Source organism: Corynebacterium sp. MSK074, from assembly GCF_030229735.1.
Lineage (GTDB): Bacteria > Actinomycetota > Actinomycetes > Mycobacteriales > Mycobacteriaceae > Corynebacterium.
Genome location: NZ_JASPIX010000006.1, coordinates 18851 through 43031 on the forward strand (window position 1 = coordinate 18851; position 24181 = coordinate 43031).

Genomic DNA, 24181 nt, shown 5'->3' on the forward strand with positions numbered 1-24181 from the left:
ACCGTAAGCTCTCACTAGTTCACTCCGTATGGCAACTGATTCTTCCGATGGGCATCTGCCGGCCTTGAGCAAGGGCTCGGCCGATAAACCCCTTCGCATTCTTATTTCTTGGAGCCCTTCTTCCTCCGGTACCGAGGCTCTAGATTGTGCCGCGTGGCTCTCCCGCACCGCAGAAATACAAGTACGCGTCATCTCTACCGTGTTCCAGCCGTGGACTACGACTTCCCTCAACAAACTCGGCGGAAAATATAAAAAATGGTTTAAATCACAAAAGGAGGCCTGCGCGGCCGCTACCCATGCCGCCCTCGATGAAGCCGGCGTGCCGCGTAGCTGCTGGGATGAGAAACCCTCCCTATTGGTCGACGGCCCTTCGCGCCCCCATCTGCTGACGGAAATGGCCAAGAAGTTCGAGGCAGACCTCATCATTTTGGGGCCCAACCAGGCCGCACCGAAGGGCCGTTTCTTTGCTGGTTCTACGGCCGATACCTTGCTGCATTATTCTCCTCAGCCGTTGGGTTTGGTGCCCCGCAAGGTAAAACTGTCCAAGCACGGCGTCACCCGCTTTAACTTTGCCATTACTGAACGCAGCCCGCGCGAAGATCATGAGATGCTCGCCGCAGCGGAGCTCGCGAACCGCTGGAACCTGCCGCTGCGCCTGCTGGCCTTTTCGGCAAAGGGACTGCTCAATACGCCGTCCAAGGATAAGCACGATATGGCGCTCGAGCTGGTGGCGGAGTGGCTCGAGGATTCCCTCGCCATGCTGGACCGCGCCCGCGATTGCATTCAAGAAAAATTCCCCGAGCTGGATGTCACTTCTGAAATTGGTTCCGGTGCGGGCTGGGGCGGCGCAGTGGATTCGCTCAAGTGGAAGAAGGGCGATCTCATGCTCATGGCCTCCACCCCGCAGGGCCCCATCGCCCGCGTGTTCTTGGGATCTACCGCCACGGAGCTGCTGCCGCATATTCGGGTGCCTATCTTGGTCCACCCATCCTGCGGTTAGGATTGGGGCATGAGCCTGCGACCAGAGCATCCCGAAAACGATCTAACTTCCGATGCGGACTATGCCAATCTGCGCCGCCCGGAACCGCGGAGCTTTGATGAGCTGGCCGATGAGCCGGACCCTTTAGAGATTGCCGCTGCTAACCGCCGCTCCACCCGCCAGGCCGTCTGGTACATGATCGGCGTTCTTGTGCTCTCCGCGCTTTATGGTTTCGCAGTCGCGCTCGTCACTCGGCTCTCCGGTGGTCCCTTGTGTGAGGATGACGCCGCCACGTGGCTCTGCACCGACGGGCAGCGCACCTTCTTTAGCCTGACCACCCCGATCATTCCCTTCTTCGGCATGATCGGCTGCGCCATCATCATGGTGCGCAAGCTGCACCGCTATCTGCGGTGGCGCAGTTGGATGGCCATTTTCTGGGTAATGGCCTGCAATTTCATGCTGTGGACCATTACCGATATCCAGCTGTTCCTCATGGACTCGGCCGCCGCATAGAAACTTTCCGCCTCCCTATGATCCTCCTGCTTGATAATTACGATTCTTATACCTTCAACCTTGCCCACCTCATCGCGGAGGTAGCCGGACGCGAACCACTCGTCGTCGCCGCCGGTGAAGCGGAAGGGCTGGCCGATCGCGTCCGTGCCGGCGAATTTTCGCATGTGGTGATTTCTCCTGGGCCGGGCACGCCGGAGCGCGAGGAGGATTTCGGTGCTGCCCGGGGCATTATCGCCGCCGCAGCCGCGGCCGAGATTCCGGTACTGGGTGTATGCCTTGGCCACCAGGGGCTAGGTCTGCTGGCCGGCGCCCAGGTGTCGCGCGCGCCGCAGCCGCGCCACGGTTTTGTCTCTACCATCAGTCACTCGGGCGAAGGAATCTTTGCCGGAATCCCGCAAGACTTCGAGGTGGTGCGCTACCACTCCCTGCATATAGAGGAGGCCCCCGGCATTACCGTGCATGCCCGCAGCGAGGATGGCGTCATCCAAGCGCTTAAGGTCGATGGCTTGCCGCACTGGGGCGTGCAATTTCACCCGGAGTCGGTGCTTACCCAGCACGGCCGGGAGATTATGCGCAACTTTCTAGGCGGGTTCCGCTTGCTCCACCGCGAAGTCCCCGGCGCGGTGGATTGCCCACGGGTCTTTGCCGCCCTGCGCGCCGAGGGCAACGATGCCTTCTTCCTCGACTCCGCGGATCCCCGCGGGCGCTATTCCATCCTCGGCGATACCGCCGGCGCATTGAGTCGCTCTTTCCGCTACCGGCTTGGCGACGCCCCCGATATCCTCACCCTCCTCGACCGCGAGCTTGCCACCCGCATCATCGACGCACCGGACCTCCCGTTTACCGGCGGGGTAATCGGGTACCTGGGTTACGAATGCGCCCAGCTCACCCTGCCCATTGAGCTACGCCACCGCTCTCCTTACCCAGATGCCTACTTTGTGCGGCCGCAGTCCTTTATCGTCTACGACCACCACGCAGAAACCGCGCACCTGTGCTGCCTTGCCGATGACGGCGCCGAGGAACTGCTAAAACGCCTGGAAGCCGCCTTGGACACGGAGGAACCACGGCCCACGGGGGAGGACGGTGGGGCGTCGCTAAGCGCGGGCTCCTGGCGCAGCCCCGGCTACCTGGAGCGGATTAAACGCGCCCAAGAATTCCTGCACGCCGGCGAGAGTTACGAGGTCTGCCTGACCGATACCTACACGGCCGCGACCGAAGGCGAGCTCTATCCCCAACTGCGCTCGCACAATCCCGCACCCTATGCCGCACACCTCGTCTTCGACGGCGTAGAGGTCTGCAGCGCCTCGCCCGAACGCTTCCTCACCGTGCGCGGCCGTGAGGTAGAGGCCAAGCCGATTAAGGGCACCATCTCGGCCGACCAGGATCCCGCACTGCTGACCACGGACCCGAAGACACGGGCCGAAAACCTCATGATCGTTGACCTACTGCGCAACGATCTCTCCCGGGTATGCGAGCCCGGTACCGTGCGCGTGCCGAAGTTGATGCAGGTAGAAAGCTATGCCACCGTCCATCAGTTGGTCTCCACCATTACCGGGCAGCTGCGCGCCAGTGCCACCGCGGTCGATGCCCTCCGCGCCACCTTTCCTCCCGGATCGATGACGGGCGCGCCGAAGCTGCGCACCTGCGAGATCATTGACCAACTCGAAACGGGACCGCGCGGCGTGTACTCCGGCGTGGTGGGCTACCTGGGGTTTGACGGACAATCCGATCTCAGCGTGGTCATCCGCACAGCCGTGCGGGCGGCCGGTGAGATCACCATCGGCGCCGGCGGGGCCATCGTCCTGGATTCGGATCCGGCCGCCGAGCTGGAGGAGCGCAACCTCAAGGCCCAATCCGTGCTGGGGGCGTGGCAATGAGCAGCTACCTCTGGCACCAGGGCAGCTTTATTCCAAGCCAACCTCACCCCGGCCCCTTTGACGTTGCGGATTCTTGGCGGATGCTTGCCGACGCCCACTCCAACGCCCTCCCCCTGCACCTCCAGCGCTTCGAGTCGGTGGCCGGCCCACTTCCCGCCGGCTTCGTCCCCGCGATGCTGCAGCTTATAGGCCCCGGCGATCTCTTCCCCCGCATCTCGCTAGCCGGCGAACACCTGCGCCTCGATATTCGCCCCGCACCCCCTGCGCGCCGAACCACCCGGGTGACCTATGTGCAAGCCCCCGACCCGCGCACGCAACCTTTAGTCAAGGGTCCCGACTTCCCAGCGCTAGCACGCTACCGCGACGAGTATCAGGCAGACGGCACCGATGACACCGCCATCGTGGATTCCTCCGGTGCCATGGTGGAGACCACCACCGGCGCGCTCGTCGCCTGGGACGAGGAAACGCTTATCCTCCCCACAGGTCAGGCGCTGCCCAGCATCACGCTGCGCCAAGTTGCCCGGCGCGCTGCGGACCTAGGCATGCGAACCGAAACGCGCCCGCTCACCCCGGAGCTTGCCGCCGAACGCCCCCTGTGGTTCCTCAACTCGCTCCACGGTATTAGCCCGGTCAGTAAGCTACACGCCCCCACCGGCGTCATCCATCCGCCGCACAGCCCATATACCGTAGCGTGGCAGCACTGGTGGTGGGGCTGCTTCCGCAAGGAAACGGCGCGCGACTAGCTCTCCTGCTTGGCTAGCTGCGCTGCCACTTCGGCGCAATCCGGCCGGCCGCAGTGCTGGGTTTCTACGTGCTGGATGCAGTCATCACAGATGAGTACCTGCTGGCGGCAGGTATCTTCATTGATGCAATTGTGGAAGGTATTCGTGCCCTTACCGCAGTGCACGCAGTGGCCGAGCTGGATGAAACCGGGGTCTTGCAGTCCTTGGCCAAACTCGTGGTGCATGCGCTTGTCAAAGACATACATGGAGCCTTCCCACAGGCCATCATTGCCGTACTTTTCGCCGTAGCGCACGATGCCACCATCGATCTGGTAGACCTCTTTGAAGCCGCGGTTCTTCATCAACGAGGACAGGATCTCGCAGCGGATGCCACCGGTGCAGTAAGACACCACCGGCTTATCCTTCATCCAGTCATACTTGCCGGATTCGATTTCCTCGATGAAGTCATGCGTGGTTTTCACATCGGGCACGACCGCATTTTTAAACTTGCCAATCTCTGCCTCCATGGCGTTGCGGCCGTCAAAGAAAACGACCTCCTCGCCACGTTCTTCTACCAGCTTATTTACCTCTTCCGGCTTGAGGTGCACGCCGCCGCCAACTACGCCGTTTTCATCCACCTTCAGCTCGCCCGGCGCGCCAAAGGCCACGATTTCATCGCGCACCTTGACCGAAAGCCGCGGGAAGTCATCCGCACCACCCTCGGACCACTTGAACTGCATGCGCTTAAAGCCAGGGTATTCCTTGGTCTGGCGGACGTAGCGCTTGCAGGCTTCCATATCGCCGCCAACGGTGCCGTTGATACCGTGCTCGGAAATGAGGATGCGCCCCTTGAGGCCCAGGGACTCGCACAGGGTGCGCTGCCACAGCATGATAGCGGTGGGATCTTCGATGGGGGTAAAGCAGTAATACAGGAGAACTTTGCCAATAGTCACGCCCCAATCTTAGGCCTGCAGCTGCACAGATCCCCAATCTTGTAGCTCTCCCTTATAAGACTGCGGCCCCTCCAGCACAAGCTGAAAGGGCCGAATCTTGAGCATGCGGAAGTTAGCGCTTTTGGTACAGCGCCTTCTTGCGGGCGAAGACGGGATCAGAGGTCACGAGCACGCCCAGGTTGCGGAAGATTCCCTCATCCACAGAACCCAGGATAGTGGTGGTGTGGACGTCGCAACCAGCAAGTTCCTTGATCTGCTCCAGCGCCTTGCGAGCATTGTCATCCTTCGCCGCAGACACGGACAAAGCGATCAGAACCTCGTCGGTATGCAGGCGTGGATTCTTGGAACCCAGGTGCTTGGTCTTGAGCGTTTGAATCGGCTCGATGGACTCGGGCGACAGCAGGTGGATATCGTCATCGATACCTGCCAGGTGCTTCAGTGCATTGAGCAGCATCGCCGCCGAGCATCCCAACAGGGGCGAGGTGCGGCCGGTGATCATGGTGCCGTCGTGCAGCTGCATAGCAGAGGCAGGCTCGCCGGTTTCTTCCGCGCGCTGGCGCGCAGGTGCTACCACGGGCCGATCTTCTACCTTGATGCCGGCCTTAGCCATGATGACGGCGGCGCGCTCGGATTGCTCGGTGCCCAAGCCCGCACGCGCCTCTTCCACCTGGGCCTTGAAGTAACGGCGGATGATTTCTTGTTGGGCGGCGGCGCGGCACACGGCGTCGTCAGTAATGCAGAAGCCGGCCATGTTCACGCCCATGTCCGTCGGGGACTGGTACGGGGTGGTGCCGGTGAGCTTTTCCAAAAGCGTGCGCAGCAGCGGGAATGCTTCCACATCGCGGTTGTAGTTCACGGTGGATTCGCCGTGGGCGGACAGGTGGAAGTGGTCAATAATATTGGAATCGTTCAGGTCCACCGTGGCTGCCTCATAGGCCAGGTTCACGGGGTGTTCCAGGGGGAGATTCCAGATAGGGAAGGTTTCAAATTTGGCGTAGCCGGCATTATTGCCGCGCTGGTGCTCGTGGTAGACCTGCGAGAGCGCGGTGGCCAGCTTTCCGGAGCCAGGGCCCGGCGCGGTGACCACGACAAGGTCGCGGGAGGTTTCCGCAAACTCATTGCGCCCAAAGCCCTCTTCGGACACGATAAGGTCCGTATTGGTGGGGTAGCCGGGGATAACGCGGTGGCGCGCCACCTTGAGGCCGAGGCGCTCGACCTTTTCGATGAAGGCCTCCGCCTGGGAGTTGCCTTCCTCCAGCTGGGTCATGACGATGTTTTCTACCAAGAATCCGCGGCTGCGGAATACGTCCACCAGGCGCAGCAGGTCATCTTCATAAAGGATGCCCAGGTCCGCGCGCACCTTCTGGCGGGAGATATCCTTCGCGTTGATGCAGATGAGGATCTCAACGTCCTCTTTGATGCGCTCCAGCATCGCGATTTTATTGTCCGGGGTGAAGCCGGGCAATACGCGGGAGGCGTGCATATCGTCAAAAAGCTTGCCGCCCATCTCTAGGTAGAGTTTGCCGCCGATTTCCTCGCGGCGGGCGTGGATGTGCTTCGACTGCAGCTCAATGTATTTCTCGCGGTCAAAGCCGATTTTTTGCGTCATGATTTGAAAGCCTTCCCCTGAGTTAAATCATTCCGCATTTCGAGTTTACGCTATTGTCACCCCGCAAATAAGTGAGCTGGTTAGCGCCCGGTTTGGCCGAAAATTCTTCCCGATTAGACTGGATTCCATGCCTGAAGGTCACGTCATCCACCGCCTAGCTAATAAATTCAACGCCGATTTTCGCGGCATGCCGCTGCGCGTGACCAGTCCGCAGGGCCGCTTCGCGGCGGAGGCGGAGCTTCTCGATGGCGAGCGCATCGAGCTGGCAGAGACCTACGGCAAGCACCTTTTTGTACACTTCAGCGCCCAGGATCCGCGCCATATCCTCTATATTCACTTAGGCCTGATTGGCAAGCTGCGCTTCGAGCCCCGCGCGGAAGTAGGCGGACAGATCCGGGTGCGCATTGATAATGGCGCCGAGGCCGCTAACCTGCGCGGGCCGCAGTTTTGCCGCCTGCTCACTGAAGAGGAATTCCGCGCCCAGCTAGCCAAGGTAGGCCAAGACCCGCTGCGCACGGACGCTGACGTGGAGGCGCTCTGGTCCACAGTGCATAAATCGCGCCGCAGCATTGGCTCGCTCATGATGGATCAGCACCTTTATGCCGGCGTGGGCAATATCTACCGGGCCGAGACCCTCTTTCGCCACGGCCTCTCCCCTTTCCTGCCGGGCCGGGACGTTTCCCGTGAAACCTTTGACGCCACGTGGGCGGACTTGGTGGATCTCATGGAATACGGAGTGGAGCACGGCCGCATCGATACCGTGCGTCCCGAGCACTCCCCCGAGGCCATGGGCCGCGAACCGCGCAAGGACGACCACGGCGGCGAGGTCTACGTCTATCGCCGCGCCGGCCTACCTTGCTATATCTGCGGCACCCCGGTGGCAGAAAAAGTCATGGAGGGACGCAACCTATTTTGGTGCCCGACCTGCCAACCGGCACCTTAAAGGCCTATCCTGGCGGGCATGCGACATGCCTATAGCGTTGCCGCCGTCCGCGCGGCAGAGCGTTCCCTTCTAGCCCAGCAGAACTTTGACGATGAGCTCATACGCTTAGCCGCACGAGGCGTGGCGGCCACTGCCGCGAGCATGCTCGACTCTGGACGGCGCGTAACTATCCTGGCCGGGCCAGGCGGCAACGGCGGCGATGGCCTCTATGCTGGTGCTTTCCTGACAGAAGAGGGCTACTCAGTGGAGGCCATTCTCGCAGCGGATAGCGCCCACGAACCCGCGCTAGAGGCATTTGCCGCGGCCGGCGGAACCATTGCGCACGGTCTAGGAAACGCCGATCTGCTTATCGACGCCGTCGCCGGCCTCGCCTCCACACGCGGCCTTTCCGGTGCCCCACTGAGGGCCTATACCGAGGCCAAGGAGCGTGGGGTGCCGGTATTAGCGGTGGACATTCCTTCGGGCATTAACGCCGATACCGGCATGGCCGCAGCCGATGCCGTAGACGCAGACGTGACTATTAGCTTTGGCTGGGCCCGTGCCGGACATATCTTTGCCCCGGAATGCGGTGCGGTGGTGCTCTGCGATCTGCTCCTACCCGGCGCCCCTCGCTCCTTTGCAGAAGAGCTTTCCGCTACCGCGGAGCCGGTGGGCTATATCGCCAACGAACCCACTATTCCCCTGCCCTACCAGTGGCCGACTGAGCCGGTGCTTTCGGGAGAACAAGGCCTGGTCACCGCCCCGAAGCCGGTGGGCTGCACGGGACCAATCCTGGATCCGACTCCGGGAGCGAAAAGCACCAAGTACACCGGCGGAGTGACCGCAGTATGTGCTGGCAGCAGTGCTTTTCCCGGCGCGGGCATCCTCGCCGCCACGGGCGCGGTGCGCGCCACGCCGTCCATGGTTCGCGTCGTAGGCAATGACTCCGTGGTCACGAGCCTGCCGGAGGTAGTGCCCCATGCCAGTGCCCAAGAAAAGGTCCACGCCCAAGCCTGGGTCGTAGGTCCAGGGCGCGGCACCGGACCGGAGGCGGCCGCGGAATTGCGCGCCGTGCTAGAACGCGGGCTGCCCACCATTATCGACGCCGATGCGCTGACCGTGCTCTCGACCGACGGCGATCTACGCGAACTCGTGCGCGATCATCCCTGCGCCGTCCTGACCCCGCATGCCGGGGAGTTTGAGCGGCTCTACGCGGCAACTCTCGGCCGCGAACTTGATCTTTCGGAAGGCCTCGGGGTGCGCCTGCGGAAGCTTTCCGATGCGCTCGACTGCTTCATCCTGCACAAGGGCCGGATCACCACGGTCACGGCCCCAGGCCAGAAAATTTATGGCATGAACGCTGGGCACTCCTACGCGGCCACCGCCGGTTCTGGTGACGTACTCTCTGGCATCCTCGGAGCCACGCTCGCGCAACTGGATGCCGCCGAGGCGGATGCGGAGGCGATCATTATGGAAATCCTGCACGCCGCGGCCATCCACCAACACGCGGCGGCCATTGCCGCCCACACCCCGGACGGCTTTGGCCTTTGCTCCGCCTCCCAGATTGCCGCATCCGTGCCACAGGCAATCGCACGGCTACTCCTCATGCAGCGCTAGCTGAGGCTAGCTGAGCGCAGAGACCTTCTCCTGCTCGGAGACGTGGCCGTCCTTGACCTCAACCACGCGGTCAGCGAAGTTCAGCAGGGAGCGGTCGTGGGTCACCAGCACGGTGGCGGTGTTCATCTCCTGGGTGACATCGCGCAAGAGGCGGATGATCTCCTGCGAAAGGTGGGAATCAAGCGCAGAGGTAGGCTCATCAGCCAACAGCAGATCCGGCTGCTCCATGAGCGCTCGGGCGATATTGACGCGCTGGCGCTGGCCACCGGACAACTGGCCCATGCGGCGATTGCCCATTCCGGCTAGGCCTACAAACTCCAATAACTCATCGGCGCGCTGTGGGCGCAACTTGCGGCCAGCAATATGGTCCATGATCACCAATTGGTCGCGCACATTGAGCGAGGACAGCAGGTTGGCCTGCTGAAAAATGATGGAGCGGGTACCGTCCACGTACACGGACCCGGAGTCTGGGGTGATGAGGCCAGCGGCTACAGACAGCAGCGTGGACTTGCCGGACCCTGACTCACCCACGATGGCGGTAAGGGTAGTGGATTCGGCGATGAGGGAGGCGTCGGCAAGCGCGGTGGTAGTAGTCTCACCGTCCTGGTAGGTCACGGTGGCGTTGCGGATATCAAGAATGGTGGACATGTTAAGCATTTCCTCCAAGGGCATCGAGTGGGTTGGCTTTAGCTACGCGGCGGGTAGCAATAAGGGCGCCGGCCATGCCGAGGGCCCAGATGCCAACCGCGGGAACGGCGATGGTGCGCAGGGAAACATCGAAGGGCACGGTGCCGGAGGCAAGCGCGCCGAGCACCCAACCAACGACGGCGCCCGCAATGGTGCCGGCAGCCAAGATGATGGCGGCCTGTGCCAGGGCATCGCGCAAGAGGTAGCGCACGGTGGCACCGAGCGCGCGCAGGATGGACAGGTCGCGGGTGCGCTGGATGGTCCACACGGTCAAGAAAGCGACGGTGACCAGCGCGGAGATGCCGTACAAGAAGCCCTGCATAGTAAGCAGCGAGCCGCGCTCAGACTGATAGGCCGCCAAGCCGGAGAAGGACGTGGACACTTTCACGGAGCCTGGAACCTCGTCCTTATACAGCGCTGCCGTACCTATCACGCCCTGTGGAGCGTGGCTGATGCGCTGCCAAGTTTCGGTAGACGCCCATACCACCTCGGAGTGGGAGTACATGGTCTCTGGGACGGTGCCCTCCACCGAAAAGTCGGCGCCACCTAGGGTGACGGTATCGGCCGCATCGATGGACTCTGGCAGGAGCACTCCCTGCTCCGGGATGGTCTTATCGCTACCCGGAACCTGGGTTCCGGCGGGCAAGCTAAGGACGGCAACGCCGCCGTGGCCCTCCAGCTTGGTCTGGGCAGCGCCTAGAGGAATGCCATCGCTGGCGATATCGCCAGCGTGCATCTCGGACTCGCTGAAGGAGGGATCCTCGGTGGAGAAGGAAATATATGGGTACTCCTCTTCCAGGGACTCCAACGCGGAAGTATTCTGCTTGGACAGGCCCTCCGTGAGGCCGGAGAGCATCACGAGCAGAAGGGTAATGAGCGCAACCGTGCCGCCGATGAGCGCGAAGCGGCCGCGCGCTGTGGTGATTTCTCTGATTGCTAGGAACATAGTTCTATATTCGCTTTATGCAGGTCAGAAGTAATCGGCCAGCTCGCTGAACCTCGAGTCAACCAAGTGGTTGATTCACGGTCCACCCGTGCGCGGATATCCTGGGTGGTTGTGTTTAAAGGACAAAAACTATGGGTCTATGGCCTCCACGCCATGTTCGCGTTTCTGCTGGTATTCGGCGTGGCGCGCGCCTATGTGGACGGCCGGCTCGATGCCCGGGTGATCGGCTTAGCCATCGCCCTCGCCGTGGTCTACTCCGCACAACGTTGGCTGCCCACATGGCTATGGCTAGGTGGGCTATGCGTGCTGTGGCTGGGCCTGATGGTCCATGCGCAAGATTTCATGTGGCTGGAATTCCCGCTCATTTTTGTCTTTCTGCGTGCTTTGCCCACCGTGCCTGGGTTGGTTTCCATCGCCGTGCTGTGGGCGGCAGCCGCCTTCATTCCCGCCTGGCTACACCCCGAGGGCTGGTCCATCGCTGCGGCAGTGGGCCCGCTTATCGGCACCGCCTTTGCGGCAACGGTCTTTTTCATCCAACGGCGCCTGCAGGCAGAAGCGGCGCACCACAGGGACATCGCCAAGCAGCTGCGCGAAACCCAAGCCGAGCTGGCCGCCAGCGAGCACCAAGCCGGCCGGCTAGAGGAGCGTGAGCGCCTCTCCCGGGAGATCCATGACACCGTCGCGCAAGGCCTTAGCTCCATCTTGCTGCTCTCCCGCGCGGCCCGTGGCACCGATGATCCCCGCACCAAAGAAGAGCAGCTGGCGGTCATCGAGGACGTCGCGAGCGAGAATCTGGCCGAGGCCCGCCGCTTCGTCCGCGAGCTTGCCGGCCCCGATGAACGGCTGGAAACCCAACTCACCTCCCTGCTGTCCCAGATGCGCAGCCGCGTGAAAGCCTTGGGGGAAGAGACCACCTTTGAGCTGGTGGTTTCCGGCAGCGGCAAGGTGCCCGAACGCATCAAAGAGGTCATCGTGCGCGCCGCGCAAGAGGGCCTGAATAACGTCATCAAACACGCCCACGCCTCGCGCGCGGTGGTTACGCTCGGCCTTTTCGAGGATGCGGTGACCTTGGACGTCGTTGATAATGGACGCGGACTATCCGCCTCCCCTCGCCCCAGTGGCAGGGATCATGGTTTCGGGCTTACCGGCCTCCGCGGCCGCGTGGAAGCTGTGGGCGGCACCATGAACCTGGAATCCGGCGAGGGCACCGCCCTGGCCGTCCGTATCCCGCTGAAGGAGAAAAGCAATGGTTAATGTCATGCTGATTGATGATCACCCAGTGGTCCGCGCCGGCCTGCGTGCCATCCTCAATACCTTCTCCGATGTCGAGGTAGTCATGGAAGGCTCTACCGGCGCGGATGTGGATAAGCTCTTTACTGACAACGCCCCGCAGGTAGACGCCGTGGTCTGCGATATCCAGATGCCCGGCATGGATGGCATCGCGGCCACCAAGCGCGTGGTGGAGGCCGGCGGCCCACCGGTGCTCATCCTGACCACCTATGACACGCAGGCCGATATCCTTGCCGCCGTGGAGGCCGGCGCGATGGGCTATCTACTCAAGGATTCCCCGGAGCAGGCGCTGCACGAGGCCGTGCTCAATACCGCCGCGCACCGCCGCACCTTGGCGCCGGAGGTGGTAGATCTCCTGGCCCAGCGAGTGGGCCGGCCGCAAGAATCGCTCTCCACCCGCGAGCTAGAAATTCTTCGGGCGCTTTCCAGCGGTTCCTCCAATAAGGAGCTGGCCAAGCAGCTCTTCATCTCCGAGGCCACGGTCAAGACCCACCTCATCCATATCTTCCAGAAGTTGGGCGTGGAAACTCGCACCGCCGCGGTGACCGTGGCGCGGGAAAGGAAGCTCATTTAATGCTGGACTGCATAGTCATTGGCGCCGGTCAGGCGGGTCTTGCGGTGGGCTATTACCTGCGTAAGAAGGGGCTGGATTTTGTGATTCTAGACGCTGAACCCGGCCCCGGCGCGGCTTGGCGCCACACTTGGCCTTCGCTGACGCTCTTTAGCAATTCCGCCTCCTCTAACCTGCCGGGATGGCCCATGCCCCACCACGAGGGCTTTCCGCCGGCCAGCCACGTCATCGACTATTTTGCGCGATACGAGCAGCGCTATGAACTGCCCATTCGCCGGCCAGTCAAAGTGGATAAGGTCGACCATGACGGCGCGTGCTTCCACGTCTTTGTCGGTACAGAGCAGCTGACCGCGCGCACGGTCGTGGCGGCCACGGGCACGTGGTCCGCGCCCTTTATCCCCTACTACCCCGGCGATTTTAGCGGACAGCAATGGCATTCAGCCTTCTACCCGGGCCCGGAGGACTTTGTCGGGTCCACCGTGGCGGTCGTGGGCGCGGCCAATTCCGGTGCCCAGATCGCGGCCGAGCTCCTGCTGTCCGGCGTGGAGACCACCTGGTATACCCGCCGCTCCCCGCGGTGGATGCCCGATGATGTTGACGGCCGCGTACTCTTCCAGCGCAATCGCGCCCGCCTCAACGCCATGCTGCGCGGCGAGCCAGACCCCGGCGCGGATTCCAACCTGGGCGATATTGTGATGGTCCCACCGGTCCTACGCGCGCGGGATTCCGGACTTTTGCAGGCCACCCCCATGTTTTCTTCGCTTGAAGAAGTCGCCGCAGACCACCTCATCTGGTGCACCGGTTTCCGGCCTGCCCTCCGGCCTATCCGCGGGCTTCTTGATGGCACCTCCCCCACCGTCGATGGCCTCTTCCTCGTGGGTTACGGCACGTGGACCGGACCCGGCTCCGCAACCATTACCGGGGTAAGCCCGTTTGCCAGGCAGACCGCGCACGATGTAGCGAATATATGTGACTAAAGCGATAGGTTAGTCCCAGCTAATTCGACTAAACTGCCTTCACGCAGAGAGTGCGAAACGATTAGGGAAAGCTGGTCTATACATGTCTGCCTGGGATCTCTACGATGACCTCATCGATGCCATTCCCCGTGACATAGTGGTCTCCCGCGCCGCCCAAGGCCCGCGGTGGACCCGGGTATACACCGAAAGTCCTAGCTGCGGCATGGCCATGACCATGTCTGCCACCTCTCGCCCGGCCCAGATGCGCACCGAGTACACCGGCGTTCCTCTACGCGCCATCGCCCAGCTGGCCAAGAGCTGGAATTTTTCGGAGGCGTCCTTCGGCATGGCCGCGCTAAATTCCTACTACGCCACACCTTCCGTGGCCGGCGAGCATGGCTTTGCGCTTGCCGACGCCCCCTGGCCCCACATCTTCGATCCCTTCCGCAACGCCGTTGCTGGGAAGAAGGTCGCAGTCATTGGCCACTTCCCTTTTGCACCTAAAGCACTCAACCAGGCTGCGGATTTTTATATGCTGGAGCGCTCGCTCAATGAGGGCGACTATCCCGATTCCGCCGCCGAATACATCCTGCCCGAGTGCGATTATGTTTTTATTACCGGCTCTGCCTTTGTCAATAAAACTGCTCCCCGCCTGCTCGAGCTCTCCCGCGAGTCCTTCAATGTCGTGTTGGGCCCATCAACTCCCTTAGCCCCGGTACTGCTGGAAGACTACGGCGTATCGCAAGTCACCGGCATGGTTCCGTCCAATCCCGCAGGGATGTTTGAGGGCCTAGAGAAGGGTGATTCCCTCGATATGTTCAACTTCGGACACCGAGTCACCCTAGGGCGCTAAACAATCACTCCGGCCAAGATTACGGCAGCGAGAGCACCCAGGCCCGCCGCCGCAGTCCAGCCGATGAAGCGCACAGCTCGCAGCTGCGCCTTAAAACTGCTCCGGCTTAGCAGGAACGCACCCAAGGATGCGCCGAGGGTATTGAAGACCAAGTCGTCTACGTCGCTAAATCCCAACGAGAATACGTATTGGGTAATTTCGATACCCAGGCTGAGCGCCATCGCCAGAAGGATGGTTCCACCGCGGCCAAATCGGATGCGCCGCGAATTCTGTCCCAGCACCACCAGGCACGCCCCGAGTGGCATAAACAGCGCGATATTACCAAAGGTATTGGTCCACGGACCCCACCACGGATGAGGGTTATTAAACCCATTAAACATCTGCAAATCTAGGCTGCGGCGTGCGTGCGCAGACGCATCAACCACACCGGGGATATCTATAAAGGGCTTCCCCACCGTAGCCACCGCAATAGCCACGATGACAACCACGCAGGCTACGGCTGCACTGCGCCACAGCGTGCGCTTAGCAGGCATTCCACGCGCACCAATCTGGCGCGAGGTGCGGGTGGACATCGTGGTCATCGTCATGTTGTTCAAGCTAACAAGCGAGCCTGAAAAATCCCCGTGAGATTCGCTGTTAAATCTCTGCATCACATTTAACGTACGATGGTGATCATGAGCACGCTACTAGTTACTCGCAACGAAGATAAGTCCGTTACGACCTCCTTTGAAGAGGGAGAGTTTTTCGGCGAGGGCGACCTTACCGTTGATGTTTCTTATTCTTCCCTGAACTACAAAGACGCCATGGCTATCGCAGGTGACCGCGGCGTCATGCGCACCAGCCCGCTGGTTCCGGGCATCGACGTGGTCGGCACGGTTTCTGAATCTAGCGTCGAGCGCCTCCCAGTTGGCACCTTGGTAGCATCCTTCGGCGATGGCCTCGGTGAATTCCGCCACGGCGGCTACACCCCGAAGCAGCGCGTCAACTCCCAAGCAACCGTCGCCCTGCCCGCGGACTTCACCGCAGAGCAGGCCGCCGCTGTTGGCACCGCGGGCTACACTGCCGCACTGTGTGTTAATTCTCTGCGCGGGCTGCCCGATGGTCCGGTCTTGGTCACCGGCGCCACCGGTGGCGTAGGCTCCATCGCCGTGAACCTCCTTTCCAATGCTGGTTACGAGGTCCACGCGATGACCGGCCGCCCGGATGACTACTCCCAGTACCTCCACGAGCTTGGCGCCCATACCATTGTGGACCGCGCCGAGTTCGCCGAAGCCGGAAAGCCCCTGCAAAAGGCTAGCTACGCCGGTGCTGTTGATACCTCCGGCTCCCACGTCCTGGCCAATGTATTGGCCCGCACTGTGTGGGGCGGCACCGTCGCCTCCACCGGCATGGCCGCCGGCCCAGACCTGCCCACCACCGTCTTGCCGTTCATTCTGCGCAATGTGCACCTCGCCGGCGTTAACTCTGTCGACGCCCCGCTGCACTACCGCCAGAACGCATGGCAGCTGCTCGCACGCAAGCTGGACCGGTCCATCCTTGAGTCCCTGACCAATACGATTCCGCTGTCGGATGTTGTCGAGGAATCCAAGTCCCTCCTCGAGGGAACCCACCACGGACGCACCGTCCTCAAAATTTCCTAGGCTACTCCTAGACACTCTTTCGCGGCACCCGCCTTCCTGGCGGGTGCTTTTTGTATGCACGGCTACCCCGCGACGCGCTAGCTTTCCGACGTCCCCTCTTTCGCTATCCCTTGCAGCAACGTGCGGGAAATCCTGCCCAAGGTTTGTAGGTCTTCATCACTAAGGGTACCCACCACGATTTCCTCGACTGCGGCGGTATGTCGCGCGATCGCCGCGTTGAAAGCGGCACTTCCCTTTTCCGTCACAGTGACTTTAACTGCACGGGTTCCTAACTCCGGCGCCTCGCGCCTGGAAACCAATTTTCGGGACTCCATGCGCACTAACTGCCGATGCAGCCGCGACTTCTCCCACCGGAGCTCGTCTGCCAATTCATGCGGGCGTGTAGAAGTTTGGCGCCGACGATTCAGCACGGCCAAAACCGCGTAGTCTGCCTCGCTCAATCTAGAGCCACTCTGCAGCTCCCCAGAAAGCCGCGCGTGGAGCGCTTCCTGCATGGCAACAAAGTCACCCCACGCCGCGCTCTGCTCCACACGCATCGCATTCCTCCTTTGGTTTTCCTTCTTTCACCAGTCTATACTGCAGAGTTGATCTAGCAACTCATTGGCCTGCGTTGAGTTGATACACCAACTCCCACTACTGCACGGCGATGTGCGTATAGGAAAACCACAGTTTCCCAAACCAATGCCTTTGGTCTCGAAAGCACTTATGTTTTGCTTTTGAATACCTATCTGCTGCTAATCACCATTGTTTGAGTAGGTATGTTCTTGACATGAAAATTAAATAGTGAAGCAACTACTCGCGGCAAAGATGCGGCTGCGAACGAAATCACCGCTCCAGCAGAGAAGACTGCAGCGTTTAGAATGGCAAACATGGATAAGCTATTTAGCACGTGCGGTTTCGACTTCGCGGATATGGAAGAACTCATTGCGGAGCTGCCTACCGAGCACGACATGTGGGACGCGCCCGGATTTGATCGAGTGCTATTCCACGCCGACCCGTCCGGCATGGCGGTCACAGCTATGGAATACGAAGGGGAGTGGGCCGCGGTGCCTTCGTACCGGGGTGGGGAAGAGGCACCGGGCACGATATATCGCGCAACGCCCTATATCGGCATTGTGGAAACAGGGGATTTACGGTTCGCGGCACTGGCGGATGCGCCTTTTGCCCTGCCAGCAGGCAACCCGGTCGGCGGAGAGAAGCTCCAGGGACAGGTGCGGCCGGCGGTTGTGGCATTGAAATACGAGGTAGGGGAGCCGGAAGAGTTTTCCTTGACTTCGCCTGCAACCGAGCGCTTCTACCGGAACTTCAAGCCCAGCATGCTCAACCCGCAGGTGGAAGTGGCGGGGATTATCGGGGGCGTCGCCAAGCACAGCAATGAGCTGGGCATGGGGGAGTTTTGGATATGCGACCTCGACGGCCTCCCGCTCATTGTGAACGAGAAGCTGGAGGTCGGCCAGGGAATCCGGGCGCACGGCATTGCGCTGTGCGCCACGGAATTCTGGGAAGGGTAACTACTTGACCACGAGGTTGACCATGCGGCCCGGAACGTAAATCTTCTTCACTACGTTCTTGCCGTTGGTCAGATCGGCGATCTTTGCGTCGGCGAGAGCAACGTCAAAGACCGCGTCCTGGTCCGCATCCGCGGCCACATTGATGCGAGCCTTGACCTTGCCATTGATCTGCACCGGCACCTCGATCTCATCATCGACCAGGTACTTTTCTTCAAAAGTGGGGAAGGGCTGGTAGGTGATGGTCTCGTCATGGCCGAAGCGCTGCCACAGTTCCTCCGCGATATGCGGGGCAATGGGGGAGACCAACTGTGCGATCGGCTCCACGGCGGCGCGTGGGGCCTCGGTGCGGTAGGTCTTGGTCAGGTAGTTGACGTACTCGATGAGCTTCGCCACCACGGTATTAAGCCGCAGGTTCTCGTAATCATCGCGCACGCCTGCGATGGTGCGGTGGAGCTGCTTGAGGTCATCCTCGCTCAAGGCGGCGTCGGTAGTGGCCAGCTCGCCGGTGTCCTCGTTGACGGCCAGGCGCCACAGGCGCTGCAAGAATCGCTGGGAGCCTACGACATCCTTGGTAGCCCACGGGCGAGACGTATCCAGCGGACCCATGGACATCTCATAAACGCGCAGGGTATCGGCACCGAAGTCGCGGCAAATATCGTCCGGAGCAACGGCATTCTTCAGGGACTTACCCATCTTGCCGTACTCCTGATTGACCTCTTCGCCGTTGTAGTAGAACTTGCCGTCCTTTTCCTCTACTTCAGCGGCCGGCACGTACACGCCGCGGGAATCCGTGTAGGCATAGGCCTGGATATAGCCCTGGTTGTACAGGCGGCGGTAAGGCTCTTGGGAGCTAACAAAGCCCAGGTCAAAGAGCACCTTGTGCCAGAAGCGGGAGTAGAGCAGATGCAGCACCGCGTGCTCGACGCCGCCAACGTAGAGGTCCACGCCGCCCGGGTCCTGCGGGCCATGCTGCTCCGGACGCGGGCCGGTCCAGTAGCGCTCGTTCTCGATATCGCAGAATGCCTCATCATTGCGGGGATCGATATAGCGCAGCTGGTACCAGGAAGAACCCGCCCACTGCGGCATAACGTTGGTATCGCGGAAATAGGTCTGTGGACCGTCGCCCAGATCCAGCTCTACCTCGACCCAATCGCGCACCTTTGCCAGCGGTGGTTGTGGCTCGGAATCCTTGTCCTCGGGATCAAAGGAAACGGGTTTATAATCTTCTACCTCTGGCAGCTCTACCGGCAGCATGGATTCCGGCAGGGCGTGGGCAAAGCCGTCCTTGTCGTAGACGATGGGGAAGGGCTCGCCCCAGTAACGCTGGCGGGCGAAGAGCCAATCGCGCAGCTTGTACTGCACCTTTTCGCGGCCAGAGCCGTCCTTTTCCAGCCATTCAATGGCCGCGGCAATGGCCTCGGCCTTATTCAGGCCGTTAAGATCCAGGCCTTTGTCGTTGGAGGAATTAACCAGCGCGCCGTCCTCGGTCCAGGCTTCTTCCTCCACGTTTCCGCCAGAGACAACCTCCGTAATAGGTAGGCCGAAGGCCTGGGCAAACTCGTAGTCACGGGTGTCGTGCGCCGGAACTGCCATGATGGCGCCGGTGCCGTAGCCGGTCAGGACATAGTCCGCGATGAAGATCGGGACCTTCTTGCCAGAAACCGGGTTGGTGGCATAAGTACCCAGGAAGACGCCAGTCTTTTCCTTGTTCTCCTGGCGCTCCAGGTCGGACTTGGCGGCAATATCGGTGCGGTAGGACTCCACGGCCTCCTTCGGATCATCGTGGCCATAGGTCCAACGCTCATCCACGTCATCGTCATAAGGGATGGGGGAGAGGAGGGCGTCGACAAGCTCGTGCTCTGGGGCCAGCACCACGTACTCGGCACCGAAGAGGGTATCCGGGCGGGTGGTAAAGACCTCAATCTCGTAGCCCTCGGCAGGGAAGGAGACCTCTGCGCCGCGGGAACGGCCGATCCAATTGCGCTGCATGGACTTGACCTTGTCCGGCCAATCCAAAAGCTCCAGATCATCCAGCAAGCGATCGGAGTAGGCGGTAATGCGCATCATCCACTGCGAAAGGTTCTTGCGGAAGACCGGGAAATTGCCGCGCTCGGACTTGCCCTCAGCGGTGACCTCCTCATTTGCCAGCACGGTACCCAAGCCCGGGCACCAATTCACCGTGGAATTAGACAGGTAGACCAGGCGGAATTCATCGATGGCCGCGGCCTTTTCCTCTTCGGTGAGGTCCTCGTAGTAGCGGCCATCCTTAGTGGTGCGCTTATTGGCCTCCAGCTCCTTGATGAGCTCTGCAATCGGGCGCGCCTTCTGCTGCTCCTCATCGAACCAAGAGTTATAAATTTGCAGGAAGATCCACTGCGTCCACTTGAAGAACTCCGGATCGGTTGATTCCACGGAGCGGCGCGGATCGTGGCCCAGGCCCAACATGCCCAGCTGGCGGCGCATGTTTTCAATATTCGCCTCGGTGGTGGTGCGCGGGTGGGTACCGGTCTGGATGGCGTACTGCTCGGCCGGCAGGCCGAAGGCATCGTAGCCCAAGGTGTGCAACACGTTCTTGCCCAGCATGCGGTTATAGCGGGCGTACGTATCGGTGGCGATATATCCCAGTGGGTGTCCCACGTGCAGGCCCGCACCGGAAGGGTAGGGGAACATATCCTGCACATTGAGCTTTTCCTTAGGCAACTCGCCCGCATCGGTGGCGAGCTCGCCTACCGGGTTCGGGGCATTAAAGGTGCCATTGTCTTTCCAGTACTGCTGCCAGGTCTTCTCGATCTGGTTCGCCAGCTCCGGGGTATAGCGGTACGAAGTGGAATCGCTCTGGGTAGTCATAATCACACAGTGTAATAGCCGCATCCCGGCGCGGGGTAGTTCGCTACGCTTTCCGCGTTCCGCATGGCACGCACACCCAAAATCCCCGCCGTAATCGCCCCCGGTTTTCGCATCATTTCCGCCGCTCGCAGCCAAAATGCAGATCTGCATGAAAATGATCTAGGCTGGGGTAAATGAGCCAGGAGAAGTTTCGCAGCCAGCTATCATCTTTTGCAGACGCAGCGGTATTTCAGGGGATCCCGCACCTGCGCCTCTCCCCAGCTACCGACACATTGGAGCTGTACCTACCGGCCGTAACCGCAGGTTATGAGCCAGAAGATCCCCAGTGGACCGTGACCGCACAGCTGCTCAATGGCAGCGAGGACACCCGCAAGTTCTACTACGTGGAGGGCGAGGAGCCCGGCTTGTGGATCAGCATGCCGCGGGCCTTTAGCCACCTCAGCGTCTCCTTTGAGGAGCACACAGTGGAATTCGCCGGCGTGGCCAATGGCGGCCTGTTGTTGGATTCCACCCATCGGCCAGTCGATACCACCACAGCGGTAGCCAAGGGTTCTTATACCTTCATCACCCCCACCGGCACGGAGCTTGCTAAGGCCAAGGTCGGCGAGGCCCGTCCCCACGGCGCATGGGAGGGCTGGACCATCGCCCCGGTAGAGGTCAGCCAGTCTTTCACCGTGGAGGTTCCGCGCCAGGAACCCGCGACCATCAAGGTGTCCGGCAGCCCTGATTTTGCCTGGGACATGGCCGTCAAGACGCTACCCAATGCCCATGGCCTAGATGGTGAACTGGTCTATACCCAGTCCCCGCGGGTCATCGCCAATACGGAACTCAGCATGGAGCTGGCCTATGTCCCCATTGATGGGGAAGAGGAGGCCGTGCTGGAGGATGAACTACCGGAGGGCATTCACGAGGTGCTCCCCGCAGACGCCTTCGAGGATCCCTGGGTAGGCCGCTACCGCTTCACCCTGTACAAGGACGAGGAACTGGTGGATATCCAGTACCTCAATTTTGCGGAGTCGCTGCACATGCGTGCCAAGAACGAGGGCCCGCGCGGCACCAACTTTCGCTTTATCGATGCCCTGGGCAACCTTTCGCCGTTTAGCTATGCCCTGGCTTCTGCGCCGGGCAAGGCTATCCAAATGGAAAAGGGCCAGCGCGTCTTTGGTGAGGACGAAAGCGTGCGCGAGGAGACCGTCGGCAGTGAGGCTGGCTATGAGCTGACCTTCCAGGTGGAACCGGCGACGATTCGCACTCGCGTGAAGCGCACCGCGGCCGAGCCCGTGGATTACCTGGATAAACAGGTCATCCTGGCGGACCAACTCGATGCGGATGCACTTTTTACCATTCATTCTCCGGAGCCACTACCGCTGGCAAAATTCGTGGTTATTGATAAGAACCAGAAGATTAGGGACCTTGTCACCGCCAATGGCTCTACGGAGGCAGCCACCAGCCTGTCCGTACCAAACCGCGCGCTGAAGTCGGCGCTGACGAAGAAGACCTCGCTGGAGCTCTACCTCCTGTGGTCCACGTTGTCCTATGAGGAATACCTCGAAGGCCTGCCGGAAAAGGAGCGCGCAGCGCACCAAAAGCGCAGCTTTGAGCGTCGCGTCATGGAATATGAGGCCACTGCGGCCAGCGACCTCATTTATGCCGCCATCGCCACCGTGCGCAAGGCACCGTTGGTCGCCCGCGCAACCATTGAGGACGGCATCCTCATCCCCGAGCAGGCGCATGAGGAGGAGGTAGAGCTATTGGCTTGGGCGTGGCCGCTGGGCAATCCCGCGGGCGAGCCGCTACCGCTGGAGCCCACTGAGGAAGGCTTTGAGCTGCCCGAGGAGCTGCTGGACGCCGGCCACCTCATCGTGGACTTCCGCGAGGATGAGCCGGCCAGCGACTTGGCCGCACCGCAGTACCCGCCGGCTAGCGCTCTTATCATCTTCCACGACGGTGAAACCGAAAACACCGAGGGTATGTGGCCTACCTACGCGGCCATGCGCCGCCTCGCACCCAAGGCGAAGGAAACCTTCGAGGGAATCATCAAGGAGATTGAGGCCGATCCGCGCGCCAGCATGGATGCACTTATGGCCGCGGACTTTGAGCCGGGGCAGCGCATGCGCGCCTTTGTCCGCACCGGCCTGGTCTCCCGCGCCTTCCGCCGCGAGGAGCCGGCCGGCGAGCCTTCCTCGCTCTTGGCCGCGCTTGCCGACGCCGCCCATGACTACGTCGAAGCCCACGGCTCCGCCTCCCTCGCACGCGTGCCGTCCACCGGCGTCGACGATGTCACCCGCCCCATGCTGCTGATGAGCGCAACAGGCGAGGCACCTACACCAGCAACGGACAGCGACCAGCTCTGCGATGATGCCCACCGCATCGCCGCACTGCGCGAGTGCTTTGCCAATGACCTTGCGCTCACCCGCCTCGGCACCATTTCCAAGCTGCGTAGCACCGCAATGCAGCTGCGGGTGACGCTGCAACAGCTGGGCGTCGATAAGTCCGTGCTGCATACCCTGCTCGCGCTGGACGCCTTTGGCGATGGCAATTCGGAGCTCGGCGATTCCGCCTGGATGCCGTTTATTTCCTACGTCTTTGCCATCACGGCGCGCGGCGTGGCCAATGGCAAGCTGGCGGACCCTGCTTTCGCCGCCACGCTTGACGACGCCCTCCCACAGCTCGCCGAGGCCGTCTCCCTCGCCCCGCAGCTGTTCTACCGCGATATTCTCACCGCGGAGGCGCTCACACTCAGCTAGGGTGACAGGCATGCAGGTCATCTCCACCAATGTCGCCGTCCGCCGGCCGGACCCGAGCGGGCGGCATGAGTTCTCGGGCATCGACAAAAAGCCGCAGGATTTCATCGAGCTGGCAGCACCCGGACCCCATTATGGCGATGGTTCCGGGGTGCGCGGCGATATAATTGGTGACACCAAACATCACGGCGGCAACGATAAAGCCGTCTACGCCTACTCCCGCGAGGAACTGGATTACTGGCAATCCGAGCTTTCCCGCCCGCTGGCCTCCGGCGGCTTTGGCGAAAATCTCACCACGCGGGGCATCGATCTCTCTGCTCTGCTCATCAATCAGCGCCTGCGTATCGGCACCGCCGTGCTTGAGGTCTCCGTGCCCCGCCAACCGTGTGCCACCTTCGCTGGCTGGCTAGGGGAGCGCGGCTGGCTCAAGCGCTGGACCGCGCGTGGCGACTGCGGCACCTACCTGCGCATCATTTCCCCCGGCCGCATTCGCCCCGGCGATGTCATTGAGCTGGATACCCCGCCCAGCCACGGCATCACCATGCGCATGGCCTTTGCCGCCAAGATGGGCGACCGCGCCCTGGCCCGGCGCGTTATTGATGCTGGCTGCCTGCCCACTCGCCAACAGAACTCGCTTCGCACCTAGTTACACAAGCACTTATAGTCCGCCATCAAGGTGCGCATAAGCTTCGCTGCCCACCGCCCCAACCTCTTAAGCGTTCCCATCAATTTCGGCAGTGCTCGAAAGATATCCGCCCGTCCCGCGTCCTCATATCGGGCTCGTCATTGCCCCGCCCTAGGCCTGCAGGCCAGGCACCCGTGGCTTGTACTCGGCGCTATGGGAAGCCGCAGAGGCCCACAGTAGGGACCGGGACCGTTAGTCGGCACATCCCTGCACAGCGAGTCTAGACGCATACTCTACTTCCGGAACCGCAGGCCACGTC

At 61.4% G+C, this 24181-nt stretch carries 21 protein-coding genes; 14 read left to right on the forward strand and 7 right to left on the reverse strand.

The annotated features are described in order from the left end of the window. Nucleotides 1-28: 28 nt before the first annotated feature. Genes QP965_RS06965 through QP965_RS06980 form a run of 4 tightly spaced genes read left to right on the forward strand, consistent with a single transcriptional unit; the run spans nucleotide 29 to nucleotide 4112 of the window. Nucleotides 29-1000, forward strand: coding sequence for a universal stress protein (locus QP965_RS06965; protein ID WP_284844537.1), 972 nt, complete (start codon nucleotides 29-31; stop codon nucleotides 998-1000). A 9-nt stretch (nucleotides 1001-1009) separates the two neighbouring features. Then, a complete protein-coding gene (locus QP965_RS06970; RefSeq protein WP_239279018.1) occupies nucleotides 1010-1492 on the forward strand; it encodes a hypothetical protein in 483 nt (160 codons plus the stop codon). A 17-nt stretch (nucleotides 1493-1509) separates the two neighbouring features. Next, nucleotides 1510-3369: a chorismate-binding protein gene (locus tag QP965_RS06975; protein WP_239279017.1), complete on the forward strand. Its 1860-nt coding sequence runs from the start codon at nucleotides 1510-1512 to the stop codon at nucleotides 3367-3369. Continuing rightward, nucleotides 3366-4112 (forward strand): aminotransferase class IV, encoded by a 747-nt coding sequence (locus QP965_RS06980; RefSeq protein ID WP_239279016.1) that lies wholly within the window; start codon nucleotides 3366-3368, stop codon nucleotides 4110-4112. The genes QP965_RS06975 and QP965_RS06980 overlap by 4 nt, the downstream gene beginning before the upstream one ends. Here QP965_RS06980 and trhO read toward each other — a convergent pair. Both trhO and QP965_RS06990 read right to left on the reverse strand, forming a co-directional pair. Next, nucleotides 4109-5044, reverse strand: coding sequence for an oxygen-dependent tRNA uridine(34) hydroxylase TrhO (gene trhO / locus QP965_RS06985; protein ID WP_005326978.1), 936 nt, complete (start codon nucleotides 5042-5044; stop codon nucleotides 4109-4111). The genes QP965_RS06980 and trhO overlap by 4 nt on opposite strands. A gap of 112 nt (nucleotides 5045-5156) precedes the next feature. Beyond that, nucleotides 5157-6653, reverse strand: a complete 1497-nt coding sequence (locus QP965_RS06990; RefSeq protein WP_239282620.1) for a DUF1846 domain-containing protein — start codon at nucleotides 6651-6653, stop codon at nucleotides 5157-5159. A 127-nt stretch (nucleotides 6654-6780) separates the two neighbouring features. On the opposite strand from QP965_RS06990, the gene QP965_RS06995 reads away from it, so the two are divergent. Together QP965_RS06995 and QP965_RS07000 are read left to right on the forward strand one after the other, a co-directional pair. Continuing rightward, entirely contained in the window at nucleotides 6781-7596 is an 816-nt protein-coding gene (locus QP965_RS06995; protein WP_284844536.1) for an Fpg/Nei family DNA glycosylase, read from the forward strand. 18 nt (nucleotides 7597-7614) lie between these two features. Next, nucleotides 7615-9192, forward strand: a complete 1578-nt coding sequence (locus QP965_RS07000) for a bifunctional ADP-dependent NAD(P)H-hydrate dehydratase/NAD(P)H-hydrate epimerase (protein WP_284844535.1) — start codon at nucleotides 7615-7617, stop codon at nucleotides 9190-9192. 6 nt (nucleotides 9193-9198) lie between these two features. On the opposite strand, the gene QP965_RS07005 is transcribed toward QP965_RS07000, so the two are convergent. Both QP965_RS07005 and QP965_RS07010 read right to left on the reverse strand, forming a co-directional pair. Continuing rightward, nucleotides 9199-9840 carry an ABC transporter ATP-binding protein gene (locus tag QP965_RS07005; RefSeq protein WP_284844534.1) on the reverse strand — a complete coding sequence of 214 codons (642 nt, stop codon included), beginning with the start codon at nucleotides 9838-9840 and terminating at the stop codon, nucleotides 9199-9201. A gap of 1 nt (nucleotide 9841) precedes the next feature. Continuing rightward, nucleotides 9842-10825, reverse strand: a complete 984-nt coding sequence (locus QP965_RS07010) for an ABC transporter permease (RefSeq protein ID WP_284844533.1) — start codon at nucleotides 10823-10825, stop codon at nucleotides 9842-9844. 153 nt (nucleotides 10826-10978) lie between these two features. Here QP965_RS07010 and QP965_RS07015 point away from each other — a divergent pair, with 153 nt between their 5' ends. The 4 genes from QP965_RS07015 to QP965_RS07030 all read left to right on the forward strand — a co-directional run bounded on the left by QP965_RS07015 (nucleotide 10979) and on the right by QP965_RS07030 (nucleotide 14495). Continuing rightward, nucleotides 10979-12079 (forward strand): sensor histidine kinase, encoded by a 1101-nt coding sequence (locus tag QP965_RS07015; RefSeq protein WP_284844546.1) that lies wholly within the window; start codon nucleotides 10979-10981, stop codon nucleotides 12077-12079. After that, nucleotides 12072-12689, forward strand: a complete 618-nt coding sequence (locus QP965_RS07020) for a response regulator (protein ID WP_239279010.1) — start codon at nucleotides 12072-12074, stop codon at nucleotides 12687-12689. Before QP965_RS07015 ends, QP965_RS07020 begins: the two co-directional genes overlap by 8 nt. Continuing rightward, on the forward strand, nucleotides 12689-13663 hold the full coding sequence (locus QP965_RS07025) for an NAD(P)-binding domain-containing protein (protein WP_284844532.1): 975 nt from the start codon (nucleotides 12689-12691) through the stop codon (nucleotides 13661-13663). Before QP965_RS07020 ends, QP965_RS07025 begins: the two co-directional genes overlap by 1 nt. An 82-nt stretch (nucleotides 13664-13745) precedes the next feature. Continuing rightward, on the forward strand, nucleotides 13746-14495 hold the full coding sequence (locus QP965_RS07030) for a DUF364 domain-containing protein (protein ID WP_239279007.1): 750 nt from the start codon (nucleotides 13746-13748) through the stop codon (nucleotides 14493-14495). On the opposite strand, the gene QP965_RS07035 is transcribed toward QP965_RS07030, so the two are convergent. After that, entirely contained in the window at nucleotides 14492-15082 is a 591-nt protein-coding gene (locus QP965_RS07035; protein ID WP_284844531.1) for a VanZ family protein, read from the reverse strand. The genes QP965_RS07030 and QP965_RS07035 overlap by 4 nt on opposite strands. Before the next feature lie 78 nt (nucleotides 15083-15160). On the opposite strand from QP965_RS07035, the gene QP965_RS07040 reads away from it, so the two are divergent. Further along, the gene (locus QP965_RS07040; RefSeq protein WP_284844530.1) at nucleotides 15161-16135 is read left to right on the forward strand and encodes an MDR family oxidoreductase; all 975 of its coding nucleotides are present in this window, start codon (nucleotides 15161-15163) and stop codon (nucleotides 16133-16135) included. Nucleotides 16136-16212: 77 nt separating this feature from the next. On the opposite strand, the gene QP965_RS07045 is transcribed toward QP965_RS07040, so the two are convergent. Continuing rightward, a complete protein-coding gene (locus tag QP965_RS07045) occupies nucleotides 16213-16671 on the reverse strand; it encodes a MarR family winged helix-turn-helix transcriptional regulator (RefSeq protein ID WP_284844529.1) in 459 nt (152 codons plus the stop codon). Between the two features lie 333 nt (nucleotides 16672-17004). Between QP965_RS07045 and QP965_RS07050 the strand changes: the two genes are divergently transcribed. Next, complete coding sequence (locus QP965_RS07050) at nucleotides 17005-17646, forward strand: hypothetical protein (protein WP_284844528.1); 642 nt, start codon at nucleotides 17005-17007, stop codon at nucleotides 17644-17646. Here the strand turns inward: QP965_RS07050 and leuS are convergent, their stop codons facing one another. Then, complete coding sequence (gene leuS, locus QP965_RS07055) at nucleotides 17647-20493, reverse strand: leucine--tRNA ligase (RefSeq protein ID WP_284844527.1); 2847 nt, start codon at nucleotides 20491-20493, stop codon at nucleotides 17647-17649. A 173-nt stretch (nucleotides 20494-20666) separates the two neighbouring features. On the opposite strand from leuS, the gene QP965_RS07060 reads away from it, so the two are divergent. Both QP965_RS07060 and QP965_RS07065 read left to right on the forward strand, forming a co-directional pair. Then, on the forward strand, nucleotides 20667-23240 hold the full coding sequence (locus tag QP965_RS07060) for a hypothetical protein (RefSeq protein WP_284844526.1): 2574 nt from the start codon (nucleotides 20667-20669) through the stop codon (nucleotides 23238-23240). A gap of 10 nt (nucleotides 23241-23250) precedes the next feature. Further along, entirely contained in the window at nucleotides 23251-23883 is a 633-nt protein-coding gene (locus QP965_RS07065) for an MOSC domain-containing protein (protein ID WP_284844525.1), read from the forward strand. Nucleotides 23884-24181: the final 298 nt, after the last annotated feature.

Coding starts and splice junctions, on each gene's coding strand:
- QP965_RS07040 (WP_284844530.1), top strand. CDS start 15,161: ATGGTGATCATGAGCACGCTACTAGTTACTCGCAACGAAGATAAGTCC.
- QP965_RS06965 (WP_284844537.1), top strand. CDS start 29: ATGGCAACTGATTCTTCCGATGGGCATCTGCCGGCCTTGAGCAAGGGC.
- QP965_RS06990 (WP_239282620.1), bottom strand. CDS start 6,653: ATGACGCAAAAAATCGGCTTTGACCGCGAGAAATACATTGAGCTGCAG.
- QP965_RS06975 (WP_239279017.1), top strand. CDS start 1,510: ATGATCCTCCTGCTTGATAATTACGATTCTTATACCTTCAACCTTGCC.
- QP965_RS07065 (WP_284844525.1), top strand. CDS start 23,251: ATGCAGGTCATCTCCACCAATGTCGCCGTCCGCCGGCCGGACCCGAGC.
- QP965_RS07015 (WP_284844546.1), top strand. CDS start 10,979: ATGTTCGCGTTTCTGCTGGTATTCGGCGTGGCGCGCGCCTATGTGGAC.
- QP965_RS07060 (WP_284844526.1), top strand. CDS start 20,667: ATGAGCCAGGAGAAGTTTCGCAGCCAGCTATCATCTTTTGCAGACGCA.
- QP965_RS07030 (WP_239279007.1), top strand. CDS start 13,746: ATGTCTGCCTGGGATCTCTACGATGACCTCATCGATGCCATTCCCCGT.
- QP965_RS07000 (WP_284844535.1), top strand. CDS start 7,615: ATGCGACATGCCTATAGCGTTGCCGCCGTCCGCGCGGCAGAGCGTTCC.
- QP965_RS07020 (WP_239279010.1), top strand. CDS start 12,072: ATGGTTAATGTCATGCTGATTGATGATCACCCAGTGGTCCGCGCCGGC.
- QP965_RS07005 (WP_284844534.1), bottom strand. CDS start 9,840: ATGTCCACCATTCTTGATATCCGCAACGCCACCGTGACCTACCAGGAC.
- QP965_RS07025 (WP_284844532.1), top strand. CDS start 12,689: ATGCTGGACTGCATAGTCATTGGCGCCGGTCAGGCGGGTCTTGCGGTG.
- QP965_RS06995 (WP_284844536.1), top strand. CDS start 6,781: ATGCCTGAAGGTCACGTCATCCACCGCCTAGCTAATAAATTCAACGCC.
- leuS (WP_284844527.1), bottom strand. CDS start 20,493: ATGACTACCCAGAGCGATTCCACTTCGTACCGCTATACCCCGGAGCTG.
- QP965_RS06970 (WP_239279018.1), top strand. CDS start 1,010: ATGAGCCTGCGACCAGAGCATCCCGAAAACGATCTAACTTCCGATGCG.
- QP965_RS07010 (WP_284844533.1), bottom strand. CDS start 10,825: ATGTTCCTAGCAATCAGAGAAATCACCACAGCGCGCGGCCGCTTCGCG.
- QP965_RS07045 (WP_284844529.1), bottom strand. CDS start 16,671: ATGCGTGTGGAGCAGAGCGCGGCGTGGGGTGACTTTGTTGCCATGCAG.
- QP965_RS07050 (WP_284844528.1), top strand. CDS start 17,005: ATGGATAAGCTATTTAGCACGTGCGGTTTCGACTTCGCGGATATGGAA.
- QP965_RS07035 (WP_284844531.1), bottom strand. CDS start 15,082: ATGACGATGACCACGATGTCCACCCGCACCTCGCGCCAGATTGGTGCG.
- QP965_RS06980 (WP_239279016.1), top strand. CDS start 3,366: ATGAGCAGCTACCTCTGGCACCAGGGCAGCTTTATTCCAAGCCAACCT.